This is a genomic window from Stygiolobus sp. CP850M, assembly GCF_037389425.1.
GTDB lineage: Archaea > Thermoproteota > Thermoprotei_A > Sulfolobales > Sulfolobaceae > Stygiolobus.
Map to the genome: position 1 here is coordinate 162,184 of NZ_JBBHKR010000064.1, position 22,412 is coordinate 184,595.

General features: G+C 39.2%; 27 protein-coding genes. 16 read left to right on the forward strand and 11 right to left on the reverse strand.

Going from position 1 to position 22,412, the window contains the following annotated elements; genetic code table 11:
• The first annotated feature begins 1 nt into the window (after position 1).
• On the forward strand, positions 2-604 hold the full coding sequence (gene pdxT / locus WIW89_RS08265; RefSeq protein WP_337701451.1) for a pyridoxal 5'-phosphate synthase glutaminase subunit PdxT: 603 nt from the start codon (positions 2-4) through the stop codon (positions 602-604).
• A gap of 44 nt (positions 605-648) precedes the next feature.
• Positions 649-2,178 carry a PINc/VapC family ATPase gene (locus WIW89_RS08270; protein WP_337720387.1) on the forward strand — a complete coding sequence of 510 codons (1,530 nt, stop codon included), beginning with the start codon at positions 649-651 and terminating at the stop codon, positions 2,176-2,178.
• Here WIW89_RS08270 and hjc read toward each other — a convergent pair whose 3' ends face one another.
• The 6 genes from hjc to WIW89_RS08300 form a co-directional block, all read right to left on the reverse strand.
• Entirely contained in the window at positions 2,179-2,613 is a 435-nt protein-coding gene (gene hjc, locus WIW89_RS08275; protein WP_337720388.1) for a Holliday junction resolvase Hjc, read from the reverse strand. It lies immediately after the preceding gene.
• An 18-nt stretch (positions 2,614-2,631) separates the two neighbouring features.
• Positions 2,632-3,630: a ketol-acid reductoisomerase gene (gene ilvC / locus WIW89_RS08280; RefSeq protein WP_337720389.1), complete on the reverse strand. Its 999-nt coding sequence runs from the start codon at positions 3,628-3,630 to the stop codon at positions 2,632-2,634.
• On the reverse strand, positions 3,611-4,006 hold the full coding sequence (locus WIW89_RS08285; protein ID WP_337720390.1) for an ACT domain-containing protein: 396 nt from the start codon (positions 4,004-4,006) through the stop codon (positions 3,611-3,613). Before WIW89_RS08285 ends, ilvC begins: the two co-directional genes overlap by 20 nt.
• On the reverse strand, positions 3,984-5,702 hold the full coding sequence (locus WIW89_RS08290; protein ID WP_337720391.1) for an acetolactate synthase large subunit: 1,719 nt from the start codon (positions 5,700-5,702) through the stop codon (positions 3,984-3,986). The genes WIW89_RS08285 and WIW89_RS08290 overlap by 23 nt, the downstream gene beginning before the upstream one ends.
• Positions 5,703-5,867: 165 nt before the next feature.
• Entirely contained in the window at positions 5,868-6,401 is a 534-nt protein-coding gene (locus WIW89_RS08295; RefSeq protein ID WP_337720392.1) for a magnesium-dependent phosphatase-1, read from the reverse strand.
• A complete protein-coding gene (locus tag WIW89_RS08300) occupies positions 6,379-7,185 on the reverse strand; it encodes a GTPase (protein WP_337710349.1) in 807 nt (268 codons plus the stop codon). The genes WIW89_RS08295 and WIW89_RS08300 overlap by 23 nt, the downstream gene beginning before the upstream one ends.
• A gap of 34 nt (positions 7,186-7,219) precedes the next feature.
• Between WIW89_RS08300 and WIW89_RS08305 the strand changes: the two genes are divergently transcribed.
• The gene (locus tag WIW89_RS08305) at positions 7,220-8,170 is read left to right on the forward strand and encodes a hypothetical protein (protein ID WP_337701465.1); all 951 of its coding nucleotides are present in this window, start codon (positions 7,220-7,222) and stop codon (positions 8,168-8,170) included.
• Positions 8,171-8,189: 19 nt separating this feature from the next.
• Here WIW89_RS08305 and WIW89_RS08310 read toward each other — a convergent pair whose 3' ends face one another.
• Positions 8,190-9,032, reverse strand: coding sequence for a UbiA family prenyltransferase (locus WIW89_RS08310; protein WP_337720393.1), 843 nt, complete (start codon positions 9,030-9,032; stop codon positions 8,190-8,192).
• A gap of 43 nt (positions 9,033-9,075) precedes the next feature.
• On the opposite strand from WIW89_RS08310, the gene WIW89_RS08315 reads away from it, so the two are divergent.
• Entirely contained in the window at positions 9,076-9,291 is a 216-nt protein-coding gene (locus tag WIW89_RS08315; protein ID WP_337701469.1) for a PolB1-binding protein PBP2 family protein, read from the forward strand.
• Here WIW89_RS08315 and WIW89_RS08320 read toward each other — a convergent pair.
• Both WIW89_RS08320 and speD read right to left on the reverse strand, forming a co-directional pair.
• On the reverse strand, positions 9,250-10,038 hold the full coding sequence (locus tag WIW89_RS08320; RefSeq protein ID WP_337720394.1) for a hypothetical protein: 789 nt from the start codon (positions 10,036-10,038) through the stop codon (positions 9,250-9,252). The two genes, WIW89_RS08315 and WIW89_RS08320, sit on opposite strands and share 42 nt — an antisense overlap.
• Before the next feature lie 137 nt (positions 10,039-10,175).
• The gene (gene speD, locus WIW89_RS08325; protein ID WP_337701473.1) at positions 10,176-10,544 is read right to left on the reverse strand and encodes an adenosylmethionine decarboxylase; all 369 of its coding nucleotides are present in this window, start codon (positions 10,542-10,544) and stop codon (positions 10,176-10,178) included.
• Between the two features lie 120 nt (positions 10,545-10,664).
• On the opposite strand from speD, the gene WIW89_RS08330 reads away from it, so the two are divergent.
• On the forward strand, positions 10,665-10,949 hold the full coding sequence (locus WIW89_RS08330) for a DUF211 domain-containing protein (RefSeq protein ID WP_337701476.1): 285 nt from the start codon (positions 10,665-10,667) through the stop codon (positions 10,947-10,949).
• Positions 10,946-11,911, forward strand: a complete 966-nt coding sequence (locus tag WIW89_RS08335) for a TIGR00269 family protein (protein ID WP_337720395.1) — start codon at positions 10,946-10,948, stop codon at positions 11,909-11,911. The genes WIW89_RS08330 and WIW89_RS08335 overlap by 4 nt, the downstream gene beginning before the upstream one ends.
• Here WIW89_RS08335 and WIW89_RS08340 read toward each other — a convergent pair.
• Entirely contained in the window at positions 11,887-12,420 is a 534-nt protein-coding gene (locus tag WIW89_RS08340; protein ID WP_337720396.1) for a cob(I)yrinic acid a,c-diamide adenosyltransferase, read from the reverse strand. The genes WIW89_RS08335 and WIW89_RS08340 overlap by 25 nt on opposite strands.
• Before the next feature lie 37 nt (positions 12,421-12,457).
• On the opposite strand from WIW89_RS08340, the gene leuS reads away from it, so the two are divergent.
• Positions 12,458-15,331 carry a leucine--tRNA ligase gene (leuS, locus tag WIW89_RS08345; protein ID WP_337720397.1) on the forward strand — a complete coding sequence of 958 codons (2,874 nt, stop codon included), beginning with the start codon at positions 12,458-12,460 and terminating at the stop codon, positions 15,329-15,331.
• Here leuS and WIW89_RS08350 read toward each other — a convergent pair.
• On the reverse strand, positions 15,321-15,908 hold the full coding sequence (locus tag WIW89_RS08350; RefSeq protein ID WP_337710338.1) for a hypothetical protein: 588 nt from the start codon (positions 15,906-15,908) through the stop codon (positions 15,321-15,323). The genes leuS and WIW89_RS08350 overlap by 11 nt on opposite strands.
• A gap of 77 nt (positions 15,909-15,985) precedes the next feature.
• Between WIW89_RS08350 and hisC the strand changes: the two genes are divergently transcribed.
• Genes hisC through hisI form a run of 9 tightly spaced genes read left to right on the forward strand, consistent with a single transcriptional unit; the run spans position 15,986 to position 22,382 of the window.
• Entirely contained in the window at positions 15,986-17,074 is a 1,089-nt protein-coding gene (gene hisC, locus WIW89_RS08355) for a histidinol-phosphate transaminase (RefSeq protein WP_337720398.1), read from the forward strand.
• Positions 17,046-17,903 carry an ATP phosphoribosyltransferase gene (gene hisG, locus WIW89_RS08360; RefSeq protein ID WP_337701488.1) on the forward strand — a complete coding sequence of 286 codons (858 nt, stop codon included), beginning with the start codon at positions 17,046-17,048 and terminating at the stop codon, positions 17,901-17,903. Before hisC ends, hisG begins: the two co-directional genes overlap by 29 nt.
• On the forward strand, positions 17,900-18,592 hold the full coding sequence (gene hisA / locus WIW89_RS08365; protein ID WP_337720399.1) for a 1-(5-phosphoribosyl)-5-((5-phosphoribosylamino)methylideneamino)imidazole-4-carboxamide isomerase: 693 nt from the start codon (positions 17,900-17,902) through the stop codon (positions 18,590-18,592). The genes hisG and hisA overlap by 4 nt, the downstream gene beginning before the upstream one ends.
• Entirely contained in the window at positions 18,585-19,169 is a 585-nt protein-coding gene (hisBd, locus tag WIW89_RS08370) for an imidazoleglycerol-phosphate dehydratase (RefSeq protein ID WP_337701492.1), read from the forward strand. Before hisA ends, hisBd begins: the two co-directional genes overlap by 8 nt.
• Positions 19,166-19,915 carry an imidazole glycerol phosphate synthase subunit HisF gene (gene hisF / locus WIW89_RS08375; protein ID WP_337720400.1) on the forward strand — a complete coding sequence of 250 codons (750 nt, stop codon included), beginning with the start codon at positions 19,166-19,168 and terminating at the stop codon, positions 19,913-19,915. Before hisBd ends, hisF begins: the two co-directional genes overlap by 4 nt.
• Positions 19,912-21,096, forward strand: coding sequence for a histidinol dehydrogenase (gene hisD, locus WIW89_RS08380; RefSeq protein WP_337720401.1), 1,185 nt, complete (start codon positions 19,912-19,914; stop codon positions 21,094-21,096). Before hisF ends, hisD begins: the two co-directional genes overlap by 4 nt.
• Complete coding sequence (gene hisE, locus WIW89_RS08385; protein ID WP_337701497.1) at positions 21,086-21,376, forward strand: phosphoribosyl-ATP diphosphatase; 291 nt, start codon at positions 21,086-21,088, stop codon at positions 21,374-21,376. The genes hisD and hisE overlap by 11 nt, the downstream gene beginning before the upstream one ends.
• Positions 21,376-21,987: an imidazole glycerol phosphate synthase subunit HisH gene (gene hisH, locus WIW89_RS08390; protein WP_337720402.1), complete on the forward strand. Its 612-nt coding sequence runs from the start codon at positions 21,376-21,378 to the stop codon at positions 21,985-21,987. Before hisE ends, hisH begins: the two co-directional genes overlap by 1 nt.
• Positions 21,987-22,382 (forward strand): phosphoribosyl-AMP cyclohydrolase, encoded by a 396-nt coding sequence (gene hisI / locus WIW89_RS08395; protein WP_337720441.1) that lies wholly within the window; start codon positions 21,987-21,989, stop codon positions 22,380-22,382. Before hisH ends, hisI begins: the two co-directional genes overlap by 1 nt.
• Positions 22,383-22,412: the final 30 nt, after the last annotated feature.

Consider the following 22,412-nt stretch of genomic DNA (forward strand, 5'->3'; position numbering starts at 1 on the left):
TATGAAAATAGGAATTCTTGCTTATCAAGGTAGTTTCGAGGAGCATGCATTACAGTTAAAGAGAGCAATGACAAAACTGAACGTTAGCGGAGATATACTTCCAGTTAAAAAAGCAGGGGATCTGAAACAAGTTGACGGATTGATTATACCAGGTGGCGAGAGTACAACTATCGGAATTATAGCTCAGAAGCTTGGTGTCTTAGACGATTTAAAAAGTAAGATCACTGAAGGTACACCGGTGTTAGGGACTTGTGCCGGTGCTATAATATTAGCTAAGGACGTCACAGACGCAAAGGTCTCCAAAAAGTCACAGCCCCTGATAGGGGAAATGAATATTCAAGTTATAAGGAATTATTACGGAAGACAGAGGGAGAGCTTTGAGGCGACTTTAGATTTCTCAGTTATAGGTGGCGGAAAAGGTAGGGTAGTATTCATTAGGGCTCCAGCAATCGTGAAGACGTGGGGAGAGGCTAAGTCTTTAATAACACTACAAGGTGTTACGGTAATGGCTGAGGAGAGAAATATGATTGCTACTACTTTCCATCCTGAACTATCGAATACTACAATCGTTCATGAGTACTTTCTAAATCACGTCAAGAGATAATTTATTATTTTTCCACTTACTAATTTGAAGTAGGGTATTATTAGTTGCCTCCGAAAGATCTATTACCTGATAAGTCCGCACTAATTCATGGTATATCAAAATACGTAGCGGAACAGAGGCTTTATGGTAACATCCTAATTCACAAAATATTACTTAACGAGTTAGAAAGAGACGCAAGGGAAGGTTTAGTTACGGCTGAAATAGCCTTAGAAGAAGTTTCAAGGTTAAAAGAACTTAGTGAAGAGTTGTTAGTAAGTTTCGAGATAGTAGGTGATGAAGGAAGATACTCTTCTGTGAATGAAGGTTTACGTGAGTATTGCTTAAGAAGAGGTTGTACGATCGTTACGGCTGATGCGATACAACAGAGGTTGGCTGAAAGCCTAGGAATTGATGTAATCTTACTTACCCCAGATGTTACTTCGCTTACAATCGATAAGTTATTTGACGAAAACACTATGAGCGTACATTTGAAAGAGGGGACAACCCCAAAAGCCAAAAAGGGTAAACCCGGCAACTGGCAGTTCGTTGAACTGTCGCCTAATATTCTTACTGGTCACGAGATCAAAAAGATCGCCAATGAAATTCTTTCCGCTGTTGATTACGTTAAAGACTCTTTTATTGAAATTGAGAGAAAAGGTTCGACGATAATCCAGTTAGGTAATTATAGGATAGTGATAATCAGACCTCCTCTAAGCGATGGGTGGGAGGTTACAATTACCAGACCTGTAGCTAGAAAGAGGTTAGAAGATTACAACCTTAATGAGAAGTTATTATTGAGGTTGAGAGATAGAGCTGAAGGGATACTTATAGCCGGCTCACCAGGTATGGGTAAGACTACTTTCGCCCAAGCACTTGCGGAATTTTACATGAGGATGAATAAAGTAGTTAAAACAATAGAATCTCCGCGTGATATGCACTTACCTCCCGAGATAACACAGTATTCGAAGAACTACGCTGAAGTAGGTGAGTTACACGACATATTATTGCTTAGTAGACCCGATTATACTGTTTATGACGAGATGAGAAATGATGAGGACTTTAAACTCTACATCGATTTAAGACTAGCAGGAATAGGGATGATAGGAGTTGTCCACGCCACTTCTCCGATCGACGCAATTCACAGGTTTATTAATAGAGTCGATATAGGTACAATTCCTAATATTCTGGATACGATAGTTTTCATCCACTCGGGGAATGTAGCCAAGGTATATAGTCTGGACATGACTGTGAAAGTCCCGACTGGATTAAAGGAGGCTGACCTAGCCAGACCCGTTGTAGAGGTCAAAGATTTACTTACGGATAGAGTTGAGTACGAAATTTACGTGTTCGGTGAACAGACCATGATAGTACCCGTGGCTAATATAACAGCAAAAGCCGGAAATGCTATACAAAGAAGATTAGAGAACTTAATTAACAACATAATTCCCTCTGCCTCGGTCACCTATGAGAATGGGGAGTACGTTATAACGATACCGAAGGAAGGAATAGGACTGTTTAATAAACGTGTAGTTACTAAGTTAAAGAAATATGAAAAGAAATATGGTATAAAGACTAGGATTAGATTCCCAGAATGATCACATAAAGAAATCCAAGGTTTTGCTCAATTTGGCGTCTACATATCTCACTAAGTCGTCAAAAGTAAGACCTATGCTTAGTGTCTCTATATCAACAACGTAATTGCCAATCTCAGTCTTTCTAAGGCTGTCGAATTTAACAAAGCGTAGTTCTTTATCGATTTTAGCTCCGATGAACAGTTCGCCTCCGCTCTTCCTTGCAAATTCCTTTATTCCTTCAGCTTGTTCCCGTTCAATGTAAATTCTACTCCCGTTTTTTCTACTCTTCATTTCAATGAGAATTATGACACCGGATTTCATGGCTATTATATCAGGTACGTGGTCTTTTCTCTTAGCTCCGCTTGCAGGTGCTCTAATAACTGCAAAGCCCCTATCCCTAAGTTTGGAAACAATATACCTCTCTAAAGAAGTGCCCCTACTTTTATTTGAAGCCACAAAAGAATAATAAAAATTTTAGGATTTAGGTTTTCCTCTCAGAGATATTTCCCTTACTTCTCTTCCAACTTTCTCTTCTAAGCTGTTTTCCAGCTCTTGAATCCCTTTAACAAGGGTTGGGGCCCCCTTTCCGTATTCTTCTATCCACTGATTAGCAAACTCACCAGATCTTATCTTATCTAAAACCTCTTTCATCCTCTTCTTTACGCTTTCGTCTATGACATATTTACCAGCAGTTAGACCTCCGTATTTTGCTGTGTCAGACACTGCTTTGAACATCCCACTGAACCCTTTTTCATAGATTAAGTCAACAATCATCTTCATTTCGTTTATAGTCTCGTAATATGCAATTTCAGGCTGGTATCCCGCCTCTACTAGGACCTGAAAAGCTGACCTCATTAGTTGTGTTATTCCGCCCACTAAGTCTACTTGTTCACCGAAGAGGTCTGTTTCAGTCTCTTCTTTAAAGGTAGTCTCTATAACACCAGCTCTAGTAGCTCCTAAAGCTTTAGCTATAGCTAATGCTTTCTCTAACGCTTTACCAGAATAGTTCTGGTGAACTGCCACTAATGCAGGGACTCCTCCTCCTTTCACGAAGTATTCTCTTACTATTGGACCTGGTCCTTTAGGTGCTATCATATATACATCCACATCCTTAGGTGGTTCGATCAACCTATAGTGTATGTTAAATCCGTGAGCGAAAACTAAGTCATTCCCGCTTCTTAGGTGTGGCTTTACTCTTTCAAGGTATACTGTCCTTTGAACCATATCTGGCAAGAGGAATATTATTATGTTAGCGTTCTTTACAGCATCTTCAGTATGCATTGGGTTAAATCCGTCTTTCTTAGCTTGTTCCCATGATTTTCCTTCTCTCTCTAGTCCTACTAAGACTTTTAGCCCAGAGTCTCTAAGGTTTAGTGCCCAAGCATGACCTTGGCTTCCGTAACCTAATACTGCTATTGTTTTGTCTTTTATAGGTTCTAAGCTTGCGTCTTTATCAGTATATATTTTTACCACTTACAATCCCCCAACTTAGTGTAGTTACTTTTGAGAATGAAGGTTTAAAAACTACTATGTCATATTCTTTCGCTTCAAAAGGTTCTCCTCTAACTACAGACCCATCTCGTTTTATGACATATGTCGTGACTACAGCATCTTCTAATACCTCTACTTTCTCTATGTCTACTGTTTTGCTTAAGTTTTGTATTGCTATATCAAAATTGTTAGTGTAGGGTACTCCTAGATAAATCTCGTATAGTCCGTCGTCTGAAACTTTCCTACCCTGGATCCAGTTAATATCCATTAGCAGTTTTCTGAATGCACCAGCTACTCTCTCTATATAACCTGGATCCCTATAGTAACCAATTACCCTAACTACCTTTTCTTGGGTCACGTAGGATCACCTGCTTTAGTCTTCCGCCTGGAGGTAAAGTGGGTAAGGCTAATTCGTCTTTATCTATGGGCACTCTTATTACTGCTGGCATATCTTCCCTGATAGCAGCTTTTATCGATTTCTCTATTTCTTCATAACTTGTAGCATTATAACCCAGTGCTCCGAAAGCCTCTGCTAACTTGACGAAGTCTGGTGATGGTCCGTAGTCTACTCCTACTACTCGGCGGTTAAAGAACAAGTCTTGTACTTGTCTCACCAGCCCTAATGTTCTGTTATCAAATACTACAGATATTACTGGGATATGCTCGTCAACAGCCGTTGCTAAATTGTTTCCAGTCATTAGGAATGAGCCGTCTCCGTCAAGGTCTACTACTACTTTATCAGGTTTTGCTAGTTTTGCACCCATTGCAGCAGGTAGTCCAAATCCCATTGTTCCCATTCCTGTTGAAGACAAAAACGTCCTTGGCTCTAGTACTTCCCAAAATACTTCAGCCCACATTTGATGTTGTCCCACACCGGTCGTAACAATTGCATCCCTAGGTATTGCATTCCTTATGGTCTTTAGAACTTTCCAAGGTTTTAATTTATTCGGCTCATCGTGATAGTAGAACTGGGCATAGTATTCTTTGTACTCTTTCAATCTCTTTAGCCACGCACTATTATCATTCTTCATTCCTAACTCAATTACAGCTTTTGCCAGTTCCTTCAGTAAGATCTTAGCATTCCCCACTAGGTTTACGTCTACCTTTATAGCCCTCTCTCCATCTGACGGGTCAATGTTTATCATAATGAACTTCTTTCTAGTTTCGATCATTTCGTCGTATGACGTTATTGTCCTATCACTTAGTCTGGCTCCTACTACTAACATCGCATCTGACTCCAGTGCTGCCATTGACGCTTCAGCTCTTCCGTAGTACCCCATAGGCCCAAAGTATAATGGGTGATCGTGAGGTATCGCTGACTTACCGGGAAATGTTGAGATTATTGGTATATGAAGTAGCTCTGCGAGTTCCAAAACTTCTTGTGTGGCGTTAGACCAGACTACTCCAGTTCCAGCAAGTATTATGGGTCTTTCAGCGTTTATCAGGATCTCGGCAGCTTTCTTTAGCTTCTGTCTGTCTATTATTGTCGGGAACTCTTTGTAACCCCTTACAATAGGCTTCTCTGGCCACTTAACCTCGTCCATTTTCTCATAGAATATATCTCTTGGAATATCCACTACAACAGGGCCAGGTCTTCCGGTCGTGGCTATATAAAACGCATTTTTAATCCATAACGGAATTTCTTCTATTTTCTTTACTTCCACCACGTATTTTGTAATGTGTTCAAATACACCCATTGCATCAGCTTCTTGGAATGCCATTTTTCCAATTGAGGATCTGGGTACTTGTCCGGTTATCGCTATTACTGGTGATGAGTCCCAATAGGCAGTTATTAACCCAGTTACAAGGTTTGTAGCTCCGGGACCTGAAGTCGCTGTGCATACTCCGGGTACTCCGGAGGCTCTTGCGTAACCGTCGGCAGCATGAGCGGCAGCTTGTTCGTGTCTCATTAGAACGTGTCTAAGTTCTCCATTTTGTATGTCTTCGACAAAGGCGTCATATATTTGCATGTTTGATAACCCTGGTATACCGAAGATTACCTTTACACCTTCTCTTTTTAGAGAATCGACTAAAATTCTAGCACCACTTGGCATAATCACACACCCCTAATAGAAGTAGGTTGTATGATAGAATATTCAAATACATTCTCTCTCCTGTTTTCCCTCTTGATCGAGAATTTAGGAGAAAATTTAGTCGACTTGGAGGGTACAGTCACCTATCATCTTTTTCACAGACAGAAGTGAATGAGTTTTAAATTTTTAAATATTACTGTAATTCTTTTCATTTAACTTCTCTGAATTATAAATACTTTTTATTTTTTCTATGATTTGTTTGTGATTATTAATATCCCCCCACATCTCTAAACAGTTTACATTACCTACATATAACCAAGTGTTTCCGAAATGAACTCTGCGATCATCAACAAACAAAATCTCCTCAGGCTTGATCTCAACTTTCTTTGACTGTCTAAGCAAGGAGATTATATGGCTTATGTAAATGAATTTGAAAGGATACTCCCTTGAGACGATCAGATCGAAATAGTTCTTCAGCTTAAGTGTTGACAACACAATTTCGGTCTTTTCAGGAATGTTCCACGTTACTAATACGAGATAAAAACCCGTGTCTTTGAGTTCTTGAAGAGTTTCTCTTACGCCAGGGAATAAAGTTACCTTACTTCCGCTTGAGTCTTCTAAGCTATTCTCGTTAACTAATTTTAGAGGGGGTTTAAGGTCGGATATATTAGGGTGATCCCAGAGGGTCTTGTCCGCGTCAAGCACTACTACTTTTATCATTTGTCTTTATATCTGGTGGATAGGTATAATAAATTATTTTGCCATCGTGATAATCTCTAATTAGTACCTTTGCAGCTTCATCAATATTAGGTTCTTTTGTGGTCTTGTATATCCATCCACGCTTTAGTGCTAGTCTGTTTAAGAAATCGTAATAGTCGGAATAATCAAGTTTGTAAACGTTTTTAATCACATTAGGGTCAAATTGTTGTATTCTGTCAAAGAGAAGCTTCGCAGCTCTTACCGGGTCTTCTAGCTTGTCCACGTTAATCCCCCTTATAATTCGCTCTAATTCATTCCCGTCTGGTGGAATTATACCTGGCGTATCCCATATGTATAATCTTGAGTCAACTCGGAAGAGTTGAACGGATTTAGTATAACCATAGCTCATTGGAAACTTTGAGGTTGTTGCCGAATGTCTCCCTTTTAGTGCGTTTATCATAGACGATTTACCCGTTTTAGGATATCCTACGAGTACAGCGATCCCTTCTCGTTTCCCCCCTAAAAGTTCCTTGATTTTATCCCTAAGGATTTTAGTACCTAAGTGACCGGTTGCGGATATGTAAACTGTTGGTATTTTATCCTTTCTTTCTATGTACTCTTTCCATTTCTGTAACACGTCTAACGGAATTAAGTCACCTTTGTTGAGAACTATAAGAAGTTTTTTACCTTTTCTTCTCGATACATCTTCTATTTTCCTTGATCTAGTAAGGTCAGGTTCACGTGAGTCTAACACTTCAACTACTACGTCGGACCTATTGATGAGGGCAAGAACTTTCCCTATCATTCACTTTATTTTTGGTGGTTAAGGTATTAATAATATGCCAATTGGAAATATGGTAACATTCGATAAGGGCTCCTTTGACGGGACTATTGATTATGACTTCTTTACTACACCTACGAAACTTAACACAGCCCTGAAAGAATTTACATACGTTATAAATATCGACAGCAAACCAGAGAAGGTTTATATAATCTTGAACATAGAGCGGGACAAAAACGTAGAGCCAAAGTGGAGACTCTGGTTAAACGATTTTTCATTAACTAAGGAGTTCAGACCTAACATAGAAGTAGAGAACGGAAGTAGAAAAATTTCGTCTATAATCTATGACATTTCCCCTTTAGTTAAACCAGGTAGGAACGAATTTCTCATCACGTATAAAGGTATCCACGAGATTTCGCTGGATAGTATAGGTCACGTTACGTTCTACAGAGCGGAAAAGTTTGAAACTAAATATGATCTGATGGCTGGAATTCTGGTCTTGAAGCCCGGGGAGGAAATGAAGTTTAACTGTGATGGAGAATGCCACTTAATAGCTAAGAATGTGGGTAAGAACGCTAGATTGTTTGTAGATAGCTACCTGATAACAAGCGAAAACGAAGTTGAAGAGATTACTATGAGAAAACAAGGAGAGATTTACGTTAGGTATATGTCTGAAAGTAACTCAAGATCCCTAGCTTATATTTACAATTTTTACAGTATTAACTATAAGATACCTAGAATAGTCCTTGAGGTCGACTCTAAAGTAGATAAAGATTCTCTAGATGTGATAATTACTAACTTAAGCGAGATAGAACTAGATAAAGTTATAGTGAACGTTCTCTTCAACGGGCTTTCTATTAGTTACAAAATGTTTAACGACGTAAAAATTTCAGACACGCTAGATATTAAAGTAGGTTTACCTCTAAACAAGAAAGGTAATTTGGTAATAAGGGCAGTAGGTATAAAAAGTGGTTTTAGGAAGACCTTTGACAAATCTTTAACTATTTGATTGAATCTGGCACGTTGAACTAGAGCCTAACAGGCAAACTTCCTAGTATAAAAGCTATCATTGTTCCTATTGCGTATACTTTCAACACACCCCTAGCCTTGGAAGAGTTTTCTATAGTCTCTTTAAGAAGGATAACGTAAATTAATAGGAAATCTAAGATTAAAATCAAAATAAGATATATTATATTAAAGCCTAACCAATAGGGAAGAGGAGACGTTATCATTAACCCTACTAGAATTGCCTTAGAGATTTTCCAAGCTTTGCTTATCCCTAACCTTACAGCTAGGGTCCTCACGTTATTAGCCTTATCTCCTTCATAGTCCTCAATTCCTTTTATGAATTCTCTAGACAAAGTGAAGAAAAATATGTACAAAGTGGGGATCGAGATAAAATAGAGCCAATTTCCAGTAAAGTACGCCAGACCCCCGTAAAAGGCTGATAAAGCTGATGTTGAAGCTACTATCAAATTACCTATTAGCCCGCTTTTCTTCAAGGAAACCGCATATTCGAATAGTAAGATCACCGTAATCAAGGCTACAAATGCAGGATAGATACCAAGAATAAGGGACAAAAGTATTCCCGTTATTGATGTTGCATAAGCCAAGTTTTTCGCAGTTTGTAGGCTAACCATCCCTGAAGGTATAGGTCTGTAGGGTTTGTTTATACGATCTATATCCACATCATACACGTCGTTGATTACATAACCACCAGCAGCGATGAGAGCAACGACTAAAGAGGAAATTATCATCCGGACTGGGATTATATGCCATTCTGAAGCTACTAAATAGCCCATTAGTGCGGACAATGCGGAACCTATAACGTTATGTATCCTCACTAATTGTAGATAAGGTTTTATTGACATAATCGAATAAATTAGATTGAAAGGGTTCTTATAAGGTGAACTAATGTCATCACAAGACGACATAAATATTGCAATAAAGTACTTCAAGAACGTAATTTCAGTAGGGGAAATATTAGCTGTCAGAGAGTTGAAGGCACTAGGGGTTAAAGAGCCCGAGACTACGATAGCTAAATTAATTGAAATGGGAATTATCGAGAAAGGCGAAGGTTGTTACAATTTAGTGAGAAATAGGAGTGAGGCTTCTCCTGACAAAAAGTGAGTGTAAGTCGAACTCCTCGTTTGCATATATGGTTTTTCCGTTAAAAACTGTAAAACCGAATTTCAAAGCTAAGCTCCAGACTTTCTCAGTTAGAGATAATATGTTATGTTGCTTTCTGATCTCTTTCGATAACTTTTTGAATTTTTCTCTATGCTCGTTTTCATCCCCTTCGTATACTATCTTCTTTATTGAGGGTAAAATTTCGGATATGGAGAAGATACCACCTCCGGTGAATATTTTTATTAATCCCAATACGTCTCCAATACCTCTTCTAACATAGGTCGGTTTTGGTCTAGGTATCCCCCCACCGTGTTTTTCTATTATTTTCTTATTAATTTCTGGGATAAAATTTTCGGGATTTTTATAACCCATCGCTCCTATCAGCGTTCCGTAAGGTAAGGGAACTATCCATGAAAAGCCTGCTTTATTTCTATCATCAAAGAAGACTTCAATTGCTTCCGAGTCTATGGGCTCTGTTAAATATTCGATAGCTTTTACCCATTTGGCGTCGCCTTTCCACCCTGAGGCATTGATCACAAGTCCTTCTATCTTCTCTCCATTACACATTACCGCAGACTCGTTAACGATTTTTGCATCACTTTTTAACCTTAAGCTAACGTTCTCCGACAAATACTTTTCTAAATTAACTCTGTTAAGCCTCACTACATTTGTTCTAATTTCAATTACCTTGTTCTTGTAATGAAGAAGAATTGTCTTGAATTCTCTGTCTAAAAACTCTTTAGACACATTTAATCTCTCAAATGTTGACCTACTAATTATTCCAGTGCATTTCTTTCCTACTGAGTACCTTCTGTCAAAAACAACATGGCTTACGTCCTTTACATGATATGCGGTAAGTAACCCAGCTATTCCTCCTCCTACTATCAGAACTCGGATGATCTATCAGCCTCATTCATAGTATATTTTTTTGCCTTTAATTGCTCGACTATATATTGGAAGGCTCTCTTAGGATCTGTGTGTGCACCACAAGAATACACGTCAACAGTAGCGAAGTTATATTCGGGCCACGTGTGTATTGTAACGTGACTTTCAAGTACAATCGCTACAACACTTACGCCATCACCTATCTTCCACGACTTTATGTCTAAAAGTGTCATATTCCCTATTGTTACAGCGTCTTTGACAATCTTCTCCAAAGCTTCCCTGTCTTTTAAGATATTAGGGTCACACTCGTATAATGATCCGTAAACTTGCTTTCCTACTACCTTAGGTGTGCTTATTACCCCCATCATACCCTAACCCCCCATTTTTAAAGGGGTATTCGCTTATTTTTAAATTTTTAACCCTATTTTTACCTTATAAGTAGGTCAAGTTTTTAATGAGAATTTCACATATGATCAGCTGATCATAAATTGGCTATAAGAAGACTTGTCCTTGATGTCTTAAAGCCTATCAGGGGGACTTCGTTAGTAGACCTAGCCGAGAAGGTCGCTTCCCTAGAGGGAGTAGAGGGGGTAAACATAAGCGTTACCGATATGGACGTGGAGACCATGGGATTAATGATAGTGATCGAAGGGACTAACATAAACTTTGAAGAAGTTAAGCAAACCCTTGAGAACCAAGGCTGTGCTATTCATAGTATTGACGAGGTGGTAAGTGGGACTAAAATGGTTGAAGGCAGAGTGAAAGAGAAATGATATGTGATGTATGTAAAGCTAGGGAAGCAGAGGTATACCAACCACATAGTGGTAAGAGACTTTGTAGAAAGTGCTTTATTGAAGATGTGAGGGCGAGGGTGAAGGAGGAGAGTTTAAAGATAGGTCTAGATAAGGCAAACAAAATACTTCTTGCAGTGTCTGGAGGCAAAGACAGTTACGTATTAGCGGACACTTTGGCGTCGTTTATAGATACTCAAAAGTTAATTGCTTACAACATAACTGAGGGGATTCATGGTTATAACAGAAGAGAGCAAATTGAGCAGTTAAGAAAATACCTTTCCTCTCTCGGAATTGAGTTAATAGAAGACAGCTTCAAGCAGAGTGTAGGTTATACGTTAGATGAAATGATGAAATATTCCATCGGTAAGGGGTTAAACGTATCAGCTTGTACTTTTTGCGGAGGCTTTAGGAGGAAATTAATTAATAATGCAGGTAGAGCGGTCTCTGCTGATTATGTCGCTACCGGTCATAATCTGGATGACGAAGTTCAGGCTATAGTAATTAATCTGATTAGGGGCGACTTGCTCAGATTGATAAGGTTTGCAGACAAACCCATAAAATTGAGTTCGAAATTCGTCCTGAGGGTAAAACCGTTAAGAAAGGTCTATGAGTGGGAGACTACACTTTATGCCTATTATAGCGGTTACCAGTTCCAAGAATTAGAATGTCCTTACATATCTACAAGACCGACGTTGAGAGCCAAAGTGAGGGAGCTCCTTTACATGCTAGAGGATAAAAAACCTGGTACATTATTGACTATTCTTGAGGAGTTCGACAAACTAGCTGAGAAGGTTAGAAATCAGACACAGTTAAAAGAAGAGTTACCTACGTGTAAGATTTGTGGGGAGCCGACCAGCTACGGAAGGGAAATATGTAAGAACTGTGAACTCTTGATATCAGCTGGTTTGTTGAATTATCACCAGAACTTGCCTATGTCGTAAACATTTTCCTCTACACCTTTTCTCTTGTTTGCGGCTAAAGCCATTGCGAAGAGCAGTGAGGAAAGTCTATTCAAATACGTAATTATCATCTTGTTCATTTCCGGAAGTTCCTTGGAATATTTTACAGTATTCCTTTCTATTCGCCTGCATACGCTCCTAGTTATGTGGACGAGTGAGGCTTCTTCAGAACCTCCCGGTATTACAAATAACCTAACCGGTCCGGTTTCCTTCCTATAAGCTACAGTCCTATCCTCGAGCCACTTTACGTAGTCCATAGTTATTCTCTTCTTTACACCGTTAGTTGAGAGGTCTTCTCCTATCTCAAATAACGTGTATTGGACTTTCTTGATGTCGTTTTTCATGTCCTCCCAAGGTAGTTTCGAAACTAAATAACCTAAATACGAATTTAGTTCGTCTAAATCTCCTAACAGATTAACCAAAGGGGAATCTTTACCGACTCTTTTGTTAATTACATTAGTGGAACCATCGTCGCCTTCTCTAGTAAACACAGTATACTTTAAATATCTACAATATATAGCTCTTTTGGTGACCCTTATATCAGCACCTAAAAGGTTTTCTGATTTTCTTAACGAGATATCTCAAAAATGGCAGAAAGCTTGGGAGGATACAAAACTCTTTGAGGCTAATCCTGATTATTCTCGTAAGAAATTCTATACGACAGTTGCATTTCCTTATCCTAACTCTCCCTTTCATTTAGGTCACGGTAGGACTTACGTAACATGTGATATTTACGCCAGATTTATGAGAATGAGGGGCTATAACGTACTTTTTCCCATGGGCTTCCATTATACTGGAACACCCATTATAGCTATGGCCGATGACGTAGCAAAAGGAGACAAAGAGCTAATAGACATCTTTAAGAATATATATGAGATACCTGATGACGTAATTTCTAAACTGGTAGACCCGTTATTTATGGCCAATTACTTCAAAGAGGAAATTAAGAAAGCGATGAAAGAAATCGGTCTCAGCATAGACTGGAGAAGGGAGTTTACTACAATAGACCCCGAGTTCTCTTCGTTTATAGTCTGGCAGTTTAATAAGCTTCAGCAAAAGGGTTTCATAGTTAGGGATACACACCCGGTAGGTTGGTGTCCTGTTCATCACATCCCCGTAGGTATGCACGATACAAAAGGAGACATGGAGCCCGAAATAGGAGAGTTTACGCTTATCTACTTTGACTCCGACTTAGGTATCTTTCCTGCAGCGACTTTGAGACCTGAGACTGTATTCGGGGCAGTCGCGATCTGGGTTAATTCTGACGTCAATTACGCAATAGTCGAAATAGACGGTAAGAAGTATGTTATGAGTGAAAGGGCTGCATTTAAGATTTCCTTCCAGATCGATAATGTCAAGACCATAACTACTTTGAAAGGTTCAGAACTAACTAAACATAATGCTGTAAACCCAATCACTGGTAAAACAATCCCGATATTGGGTGCGGACTTCGTAGATCCGATGACCGGCACTGGAGTAGTAATGAGTGTCCCAGCTCATGCACCTTTTGACTACTACTACCTCAAAAAGATTAAGCAGGACATGCCCGTAATATCTATAATTACGGTTGAAGGACAAGGGGATGCGTTAGCTAAAGAAGTAGTGGATAAGACTAATCCCAAAGGCAAGGAGGACTTAGAAAAACTAACGGAACAAGTGTATAGAACGGAATATAATAAGGGTAGAATGAAAGAGAATATCGTTGAGTTGGCTAGACCTGAATTCAGAGAGAGTGTTAAGGGATTAGTGGGTTTAAGTGTACCAGACGCGAGGCTGAAGATAACTGAGTTCCTGATAGAGAAGAAACTAGGAAGGAAAATTTATGAGATAATGAATAGACCGGTCTATTGTAGGTGCGGTAACGAGGTCGTAGTAAAGATTCTAAAAGACCAGTGGTTCTTAGATTATGGCAACCTGCAGTGGAAAGCCCTAGCTAAGAAATTAATATCTAACATGACTTTCATACCTCCTGAGGCCCGTAAAGACTTTGAGTTTGTAGCGGACTGGTTACAGAAAAGGGCTTGTGCAAGGACAAGGGGATTGGGAACTCCCTTACCTTGGGATAAGAAGTGGATCATTGAGAGCTTAAGTGATTCAACCATTTATATGGCCTATTATACAGTCGCTCACCTTATAAAGAAGTACGGGCTTAAGCCTTCACAACTGACTTTGGACTTTTGGGACTATGTAATGTTAGGGCAAGGTGACCCTTTCTCTATTTCGAATTCTACTGGAATTCCGAAAGAAGTAATAGAGGAAATGAGAAAAGAATTTACGTATTGGTACCCGTTAGACGTAAGGCACAGTGGTAAGGACTTAATACCTAATCATTTATCTTTCTTCATCTTCAACCACGCTGCAATATTCCCAGAAGAATTATGGCCTAAAGCTATCGCTGTAAACGGGTTCGTTCTTCTAGAAGGTAAAAAGATGAGTAAATCATTACGAAACATTATTCCTCTGAGAAAAGCTATAAGAATGTACGGAGCAGATGTTGTTAGGATTACTCTAACCTCTACTGCCGATATGGGCTCCGACGTGAACTTCAGTGATAGCTATGCTAAATCAGTAGCAGACGCGTTAAGGAACTATTACGATTTAATTGAGAAAGTAGATGAGTTCAAGGGAAGTGAAGAAAGCTTTCCAGAGAAGTGGATAAAGAATAAGTTCAACCAGATGGTGATAAACGTTACTAAATATCTTGAGAACTTAGACCTGAGAAATGCCCTAAATGAACTGCTCTATAACTTCTCTTCTTATCTGAACGAGTATACGGAAATGGTAAGGGCTGAAGGGAAGGAACCTAATGGAAAATTAGTAAAGGAGATTCTGGAAGTATGGATCAAGATGATTTCGCCCTTCGCTCCTCACTTTGCTGAAGAAGTATGGCACAAGTTGGGGCATGAGACTTTCGTCAGTGTAGAGAAATGGCCTGAGATACCCGAGACTTCAGTAGATATGTTAGTCGACTTAATTCATGAATATCATAAGAAAGTCCTTGAAGATATTCAGTCGATATTAAACGTGTATAAAGGAACTCCAAAAGTTGTTCGTATATTCGTGGCAACGCCTCACGAACTTTCATTATTAAGAAGTGCATTAGAAGTAGTATCAAGAGGAGGAAGTATGAAAGAGTTTATAGAGAAGAATAAGACTCAAGAGAAATTCGACGCTAAGTTGTACCAAAAAATATTCGAGGAAGCAAGAAGTTTAGATGATAAGATGCGTAAACTTGTTCTTGGACACGACTTTAACGAAGAAGAAATACTAAGAGAAGGCGCTAATTACCTTAAGTACAAACTTGGCGGTAAAGAGATCGAGATAAGGAGCGTTAAAGAAATGGACAAAAGCAAGTATAAGAAAGACGCATTACCGTTAAAACCAGCTATATTTATCCAATAAGTTTAACTGTACTTTTTTCTATCTCAACTTTTCCGGAAGTTTTTAGGAATGCGAGTTCGTTTCTGACGTAATCTTTACTAACCCTCAGCTTAAACGAGATAATATCTACTAATTCTTTTACGGTCATGGTTCCTCCATTTTCGTTTAAAAGGTTTAGGATTTCCTCATCGATTCTGTTCATAGCTCTCTCGGTTAACTTGCCCTCTTTAACTTGGAAAGTGAGGACTTCTCCATCTAATAATATTTTATATAAGTTATTTCCGATCCTTTCTACGGTCGCTATGTCACAATTAATGTTAAAGACCTTAGCAGACGTAACGAGTCTGAACTTCAGCGGTATTTCACTGACTTTTTCCGCCTCAAAGACCAAGTTTTCTGAGTCATTATCACAAAACATCTTGAATTTGATCTCGTATGGGTAAAACTCCCACTTAATTTTGTCAAAGTTGATTATACAAGGCTTTTTCCCCTCAGCGTACAACTTTTCAGCGGCGTTAATTACTATTACCAAATTAACCCCGTAGTAATAACTCTTAATTAACCTTGGTTTCTGAAGAATTCTTTCGATTATATCCATATAAACGGAAAAGTGGAAACGGTAAAATTAAGGTTGTCCTTTTATCATGACAGAGTAAAGCTTATTTTTACAACAGAGTGATATATGTAGGGTTTCCTATTGCACCAACCGTGAAAGAACTTATATATCCTTGGCTACTGGAGTCAGAAGAATATAATTTTGATGATATAAAGGATGGGATAAGGCTTCACTTAAACGAGTCTCCTTATTCACCCCCTCCGCACATATTAGAAGCTATACAGAAGTATTTACCTTACGCTAATCGATACCAGCACCCAGAATTATCTGAGAGGTTTTCAGCCTTAGCAGCTGACTATAATAAAGTAGAGCCAGAAAACATCTTTCCTACTCCAGGTGGAGACGGGGCTTTGAGGTCAATATTTTACAATTTAGCCCAAGTTGGAGACAAAGTTGTAACTAATTACCCTGCATATAGCATGTACAAGGTTTACTCGTCAGTAAGAGGACTCAACCACGTGAAGATTAAACTTATTGAAGGTGAAGAATGGTGGTATGAAGATAGGGAGAGACTGTTAAGCGAGAGTAAAGCTGCAAGACTTGTAATAATTGATAATCCGAATAACCCCACGGGCTCACCGATGTTAGATGAGGAGTTGGTTAAGGAGCTCGCTACAAATGTTAGAGGGTTTATAGTTATTGATGAAGCGTATTACGAATTCTACGGGAAGACTTTTGCAAGGATGATCTACGACTATCCGAATGTGTTAATAGTTAGGACTTTAAGTAAAGCTTTTTCCATGGCATCTCTTAGAGTAGGTTATTTAATAGGAAATGAAGAAGTAGTGAAAGCACTAAAGAAGACTTCGACGCCTTTCGACGTCTCACTACCCGGTCTAATCGCTGGGATTAAGGCATTAGAGGATCCTTCTTATGTAAAGGAAGTCGTTAACAAGATAAACACCAACAAAGAGTATTTAATCAAAGAGTTAAGGGGGCTCGGGTTAAAAGTGTTTAACTCCTACACTAATTTTATTTTCGTAAAAGATAATAGGGATTTATTTACCCCACTTATGGCTAAATCCATTGCTATAAGGAATTTGATTTCTGGCTATTATAGAATATCAATTGGAACAAAAGAACAGTGTGAACTACTTGTAAAAACCTTGGGTGAGATCCTTGAAAATAGCAATACCAAACAAGGGTAGGCTACAACAACCTGTCTTACAGTTCCTAAACAGTGTGGGTATTAAGCCCCTAGCTAGTGACGAGAGAGCATTAATAGTACCGACTAACTGGGAAGGAGTACAGCTAGTTATGGTCAGGACGGAGGACATTCCTAATATAGTTGAAGCGGGAGCTGCGGAATTAGGTATAACCGGTTTTGATTACGTCTTGGAATCAGGTGTAGACGTTGAGGAGTTAGTACATCTGGACTTCGGTAAGGCTAAAATAGTTCTCGCCGTGCCAGTATCTTGGGGTATTAATTCTCCAGAGGAGATTAGAGGGGAAATCAGAATAGCGACGAAGTATTTTAATATTTCTAGAAACTACTTAGCTCAAAAGGGGATAAAAGCTAAATTAGTTAAGATAAGTGGGGCAGCTGAGGTAATGCCCTCTTTAGGGGCTGCCGATGCGATAATCGATGTAATGAGCACCGGGACTACTTTGAAACTCCATGGTCTGAAGGCAATAGACACTGTTATGGAAAGTAGGGCTGTGGTAATAGGAAATAAAGATTGGATAAAAAGTGAAGAAGCCGAAAGGATAAACCTTCTACTTACCCTGATGAAAGGTGCTTTATTTGCGAGAAACAAGAAGATGGTATTTATGAACGTACCTGATGAAAAGCTGGACAAAGTGCTCTCCGTTCTCCCCGCAATGCTTTCTCCTACTTTATCTAAATTGGCTAAGAGTGATGCATGGGAAGTAATTACGGTGATAGATGAAGACTCCCTTCCCGAGATAATCGGAAAGGTAGTGGCTAACGGTGCACGTGATATAGTAATAGTCGACATAGAAAAGGTGATAAAATGAGTTTAGAGGTCATTCCCAGTATAGATATCAGTGAAGGTAAAGCCGTAAAGAGAATTAAGGGTCAGAGGGGCTCTGGGCTAATTCTGGGAGATCCTTTGCGTATAGCTGAACAAATATACAGCGAGGGATATAAGAAAGTGCACTTAGTCGATTTGGATGCGGCAGAGGGAGTCGGTAACAACGAGGAAATTATAAAGATGATTTGTAAAGAAATTGGATTCGAACACACACAAGTAGGAGGAGGAATAAGGAGCTTAGACAAAGCCCAAAAAATAGCTAATGAATGTTCTTTCATAGTTCTATCTACTTTACCCGTTGCGAATAGAGAAACTTTCGAGAAAATTTGGAGTGAAGTGGGTAAAGATAAGATTTTACTCTCCATAGATTACAATGAACAAGGGGACGTTTTAATAAAAGGATGGAAAGAGAGGAGAAAGATAAAGGTCGAGGAAATACTATCTTTTGATGTTTATGGTTTTATATTTACTTACGTTCCTAAAGAGGGCACGAAGAGCGGGATAGATGAAAGCGTAAAGAAATATGTTAATATAACCAAGGGAGTTAAGGAATATGCAGGAGGAGTATCCACTATTGAGGATTTGATGAAGCTTAAGGTTTTCGGTTTCGATTATGCTATAATTGGTATGAGCTTCTATAATGGTAGTCTTAGGGGTGTAAAAGTTGTATAATAGGAGTGTTAAAAAGGTCAGAGAAACAAAGGAGACCAAGGTAGAAATCGAATTAGATATTGATCAGAAAGGCGAAGTCAGGGTACAAACTCCAGTCAAGTTCTTTACTCATATGTTATCCACTTTACTATATTACATGAACTCGACTTCCACGGTTATTGCCGAGGACAAGCTAGGTTATGATGACCATCATGTAGTAGAGGACGTTGCTATAACGTTGGGAGAAGCGTTCAAGGAGGCTTTAGGTGATAAGAGGGGAATAAGGAGGTTTGCTAACGAGATAGTTCCAATGGACGACGCGTTAGTCCTAGTGGCAGTGGATATCTCTGGAAGGGGAGTAAGTAATATAGAGTTAAATCTTCAGCGAAGCGAAATTGGAGGATTAGCAATAGAGAACGTTTTCCACTTCTTTCAAACGTTTTCTTATCACTGTGGAGTAAACCTACACGTAATTCAACTAAGGGGTACAAACACTCACCATATTATTGAGGCATCTTTCAAGGCTTTAGGTATGTCTTTATACGAGGCAAGTAGAATTATCTCTCAAGACGTATTAAGTCTGAAGGGGAGCTTATGACGGCAAAACGTATTATCGCTTGTTTAGATGTAAAAAAAGGTAGGGTTGTTAAAGGAGTTAATTTCCTAGATTTAAAGGACAAAGGGGATCCTACGGAATTAGCAGCGAGATATGAAGATGAAGGAGCTGATGAGATAGTTTTCCTAGATGTTACTGCTACAATTGAAGGTAGGAGGGCTTTGTTAGAAGTGGTTAAGAACACAGCTAGTGTTCTTTCAATCCCCTTGACTGTAGGGGGTGGTATAAGGACTATTGATGACGTATCAACTATCCTTGGAAACGGGGCTGATAAAGTGAGTATAAACACTGCAGCTGTGGAGAATAAGAAACTAATTACCGAGGCCGCACTACAGTTTGGTTCTCAGGCAGTAGTAGTTGCAATAGATGCTAAAAAAGTAGATGATGAGTACAAAGTCTTCACCAAATCTGGGAGTTATAACACGGGATTAAACGCGATACGATGGGCTAAAGAAGTTGAAGCTTTAGGAGCTGGTGAAATTCTTCTCACGAGTATAGATAGGGACGGGACTAGGGAGGGATATGACATTACCTTAACTAAGATGGTTTCAGAAGCGGTTAATATTCCAGTAATAGCGAGCGGAGGAGCTGGTAAAGAGGTTCATTTTTTGGAAGCCTTAAAAGTAGCCGACGCTGCTTTGGCTGCGGGAGTTTTTCATGATGGAGTAATAAGGATACAAAACCTTAAAATGTATTTAAAGTCCCAAGGGTTGGAGGTAAGATTATGATTTCGAGTGAATTACCTAAAAACAGACCTAACGATTTCACTAAAGCAATACCCACAGTGGAGGAAATAATTAAGCTAGTTAGGGAAAAAGGCGACAAAGCATTACTTGAGCTAGAGGAGAAGCTGGATCATGTGAAGCTAGATTCTGTAGTAGAGGATAAGGTAGACGAACTTGCGTTAAGGATATCCCCAGAGCTTAAAGATGCTATAGACTACATATTCGAACAGCTGGTCGAATTTCATGAAACTATTAAGCCCTATAACGCTGGAGGTAACTCAAAGGGAGTAGAGTTTGGTGTAATCTGGAAACCAATAGAGAAAGTAGGCATATACGTACCCGGCGGGAATAAGGCTTACCCGTCTACTTTGTTGATGGCAGGGATTCCTGCAAAGGTAGCTGGTGTTAATGAGATTTACGCAGCTACTCCACCGTTTAAGATAGACCCTGCGATATGCTATATCGCTAAGAAGTTAGGCGTGAAAAAGCTCTATAGATTAGGCGGTGCACAAGCGATAGCAGCTTTTGCTTACGGTACGGAATCAGTTAAGAAAGTAGATAAAATTGTAGGTCCTGGTAACATATATGTTCAAGCTGCGAAATTTTTAGTGAGTAGGGATGTAGGAATAGACGGAATTGAGGGCCCTACCGAGTTAGTAATTATTGCGGACGATACAGCAAAGGTTGAGGACTTGATTCTAGATATGAGGGCCCAAGCCGAACATGGATTATCGACTTTTATAGTCCTTCTAACCATTTCCCAGAATATAGTTGATGAAGTAAAGCGTGAACTAGAAAGGGATAGGAACGTGTACTACGTCATTAAAGTGAGTAGTGTTGAGGAAGCTATAAAGATTGCTAACGAGATATCTCCTGAACATCTTTCTTTGTATGTCACTAGCCCCAAGAGATATTTAGATATTGTTTCTAACTCAGGCGCGGTAAGTCTAGGCTCTACTCCACCGGCTGTTATAGATTATGCCGCAGGTCCTAATCATATTCTACCTACTAATCAATGGGCTAGATTTAGGGGAGGGGTCACTGTTTATGATTTTTTAAAGCCCATTATGTACGCCAATCTTGAGAAGCCGGATGACAAATTAATACAGTCCGCTATAATCTTAGCTAAGTATGAAGGTTTCGAATTTCATGCTAAGAGTATAGGTGCCAGATATGGCAGGTAATGAGGTATTAGACAAGTTATATGAGATAATTGAGGACAGGATTTCATCGCAGAAAGAGGGTAGTTACACAGTAAAATTGTACCAGAAAGGGAAGCCTTATATAGCTCAGAAGGTTGGTGAGGAGGCAAGCGAAGTAATTGTGGCAGCTTTAGCCGAAACGAAGGAGCGTCTTGTAGAAGAGGTTGCAGACCTTCTTTATCATTTATTAGTTTTAATGGCTGTATCTAATGTGAAACCAGAGGATGTTTATGAGGAGTTAAAAAGGAGGATGAAAGAGTAATGAAAGCCACCGTCATAAATTACGGTGTGGGTAACCTTTTCAGTATTTCAGCTGGGTTGAAAAGGGTAGGCTTTGAAGTTTCGGTAAACTCTCAACCCGAAGGTAACGAAGACCTGATAGTATTCCCTGGAGTAGGTTCTTTCAATGCAGTTGCAAGTTATCTGAGTTCACATAAAGAGCTATTAGAAGACCTCAGAAAACGAGGCACTTACTTTTTGGGTGTGTGCTTAGGAATGCAGATAATGTTCGAAGAAGGAACTGAGGGCGGTTTAACCAAAGGGTTAGGTTGGTTTAAGGGCAAAGTAGATAAGATCGAAAACAACGGAAAGGATAAGTTAAAACTACCACATATAGGATGGGATAAGTTAATTGTAACTGACCTTACTTGTCCGCTCACTGAGGGGTTAAACAACCAGTACGTTTATTACGTCCACAGTTACGTAGCATACCCCGAAGACGAAAGTATCGTTAGAGCTACAACCATTTACGGAATTTCTTACCCCGCTATTATTTGTTCAGGTAACATTGTAGGCACACAATTTCACCCAGAAAAAAGTAGTAAAATTGGAAAGATCTTTTTAGGTAACCTATATAGGTGGATGAAAAAGTGATTAAGCTAAGCCTAGAGGAGGCTACTAAAATAGCTGAAAAGTTCTGGTTCAGGCATACAGATTCTACAATAATAGCTGTCCTCCAAGATGTTGAAACGAAAGAGGTATTAATGGTAGGACATATGAATAGAGAAGCTTTGATTAGGACTCTAACCGAAGGTTACGCTTATTTTTGGTCTCTGAGCAGAAAGAAGTTGTGGCTTAAAGGGGAGACAAGCAGCCATTATCAGATTGTAGAAGACTTTAAGATAGACTGTGACGGAGACGCAATAGTCTTGTTGGTGCGGTCGATAGGACCGGTCTGCCATACGGGGAATAAGACTTGTTTTTACAGATCCTATAACGATATAGTCGTAGAAAAAGAGAAAGAAAAAGAGTTAAACGCAAAGAGTTAATACTTGTTTTAGCATATTTTAACTGGGTTA